The sequence below is a fragment of the Streptomyces sp. I05A-00742 genome, assembly GCF_013055795.1.
In the GTDB taxonomy this organism is placed as follows: Bacteria; Actinomycetota; Actinomycetes; order Streptomycetales; family Streptomycetaceae; genus Streptomyces.
Genome location: NZ_JABETO010000089.1, coordinates 1 through 2,190, shown reverse-complemented (window position 1 = coordinate 2,190; position 2,190 = coordinate 1). Strand labels below are relative to the sequence as shown.

The following is a 2,190-nucleotide window of genomic DNA, read 5'->3' as shown; positions in this document are numbered from 1 at the left end:
GTACGGCCTTCGCGCTGCCTCCCGCCGAGGCGGACCGGGGGCCCGCGCCGGCCGCCGAGGCCGCCGCGCCCACCGGCCGCCGGGGCCGGCGCGCTCTGGCGGAGGCGCCCGAACACCCGATCCCCGGCCAGGCCGACGCCGAACCCGACGTCCCGCGCGGGCCGTTCGCGCTGCCCCCGGCGGAGGCGGATCGCAAGCCGGCGCCTGGTGCGGGTGTGGGCGTTGCGGGTGTGGGTGCTGGTGTCCCGGGTGTGGGTGCGGGACAGGCCCCGGGGCGGCCGGTGCCGACGCAGGGTGGGCCCATGGGTCCTGCCGGTCCTGCCGGTCCTGCTGGCCCTGCCGGTCCGGTCGCGCCTCCTGTGCCGGTGGAGGGTGCTGGCCCCGCCGGGCCCACGGGCCCTGTACGACCCGTCGGACCCGCGGACGCGGGTGCGGGTGCGGGTGCTCCTGGTGGAAGCGCGTTGCCCATGGGACCCGCCGGGCCCGTGGGGCCTGCTGCTCCGCCTACGGCTTCGGGGCACTCCGGCCCGGCCGAGGCCGGTCATGCCGATGCCGCTCGTCCCACGGTGCCGGTGGGGCAGGCGGGTTCGGAGGGTTCGTTCGGTCCGGAAGGGCTGATCCGTCCGGACGGGCGGACCGGTGCCGGGGAGCAGGGCGGTCAGAGCGGTCAGGGTGGTCAGGGCGGTCAGGGCGGGGCTGTGGGTCCGGTCGGCCCGGGTGCTCCTTCCGACGCGTCCGTCCCGTCCGGGACTGCCGGCATCGGTGTTCTCGGCGGCCATGGCGGCCAAAGCGGTCCCGGAACTCCCGCCGGTGCTCACCCCGGTGCCGGAGCCGGTCCCGACGCACCGCCCACCGGGCGCCGGCGTGCGCGCCGGGCGCTGGCGGAGGAGCCGGGCGCGGCGGCACAACCGGGTGCGGGCGACGTCGCCCGCGCCATCAGCGTGCGCACGCTCGGACAGGGCGCGCCGTATGCCCAGCAGAGCGGGGACACCCCTCCCGGCGGAACCCCGGCCGGCGGGAGCGCCGGGTCCGGTCGGCGGCGCAAGCTGGGCAATCCCGCCGACGAGCGTGAGGGACAGGGTCAAGGGCAGGGACAGGGACAGGGGCAGGGGCAGGGGCAAGGTCAGGCACAGGCGCCCGCACCGGCTCCACGTCCCGGCCCGATCGGCCCCCGGCCGCCGGCTGCTCAGGAAGGCCGCGCCTTCGCGATAGGAGCACCGGACGAGGGCGCCGAGGGCCCGGAGCCGCTGGACGGTCCCAACGGTGCCGTGGAGATCGTCAACTCCACCGGCCCCGTCCCCCCGCCCGTGGACGACGAACTGCCGCCCGAGCCGCTGGACAACCCGCGCCGGCTCCTGGTCTGGCCCGCCCCGGACACCTCGACCACCCAGGCCCTGACCGACCGCGGCTACCGGCCGGTGATCGTGCACTCGCGCGAAGAGGTCGACGCCCAGATGGCGGCCTACCCGGCGGCGCTGTTCGTCGACCCGCTCACCGGGCCGATCACCCGCACCGCTCTCCAGGCCCTGCGGCAGGCCGCCGTGGCGGCCGGGGTCCCCGTCCTCGTCACGGCGGGCCTCGGACAGGCCACGCGGGAAGCGGCGTACGGCGCCGACCCGGCCGTCCTCCTCAAGGCGCTGGCCCCGCGCGACAGCGAGATGCACCCGGCCCGCGTCCTGCTGGTCGAGGAGCACGAGCCGATCGCCAACGCGCTCACCGCGACCCTGGAGCGGCGCGGCGTGCAGGTGGCCTGTGCCGCCACGGACTCCGAGGCCGTGACGCTGGCCGGTCAGATCCGCCCCAACCTGGTGGTGATGGACCTGATGCAGGTACGCCGCCGCCGCGCCGGCATCCTCGACTGGCTCCGCTCCCAGGGCCTCCTCAACCGCACCCCCCTCGTCGTCTACACCTCCGCCGGCATCGACCCCGCCCAACTCCCCCACCTCGCCTCCGGCGAAACCGTCCTCTTCCTCGCCGAACGCTCCACCAGCCCCGAGGTGCAGGGCCGAATCGTCGACCTCCTGACGAAGATCGGCACCAACCCGGCGTAAGTGCCGGGGGTGCCGCCTGAGTTGAGCGGTATTGCGCCCATTCATCCGTCCGTCCCTTTCGTCTCGTGCCCTCCGGGCCCACAGCGGCTGGCTACGCGGAGCGGGGGCCGGGGACCGGTCGTTGACTGGGGGTGCGTGG

Annotated in this window: 1 protein-coding gene; it reads left to right on the top strand. The window is 76.5% G+C overall.

The genetic code is table 11. The annotated features are described in order from the left end of the window. Positions 1 to 302 precede the first annotated feature (302 nt). The gene (locus HN013_RS34295; RefSeq protein ID WP_398981254.1) at positions 303 to 2,051 is read left to right on the top strand and encodes a response regulator; all 1,749 of its coding nucleotides are present in this window, start codon (positions 303 to 305) and stop codon (positions 2,049 to 2,051) included. Positions 2,052 to 2,190: the final 139 nt, after the last annotated feature.

Excerpts from the sequence above, each read along its gene's own strand:
- HN013_RS34295 (WP_398981254.1), top strand. The coding sequence starts at position 303 with ATGGGTCCTGCCGGTCCTGCCGGTCCTGCTGGCCCTGCCGGTCCGGTC.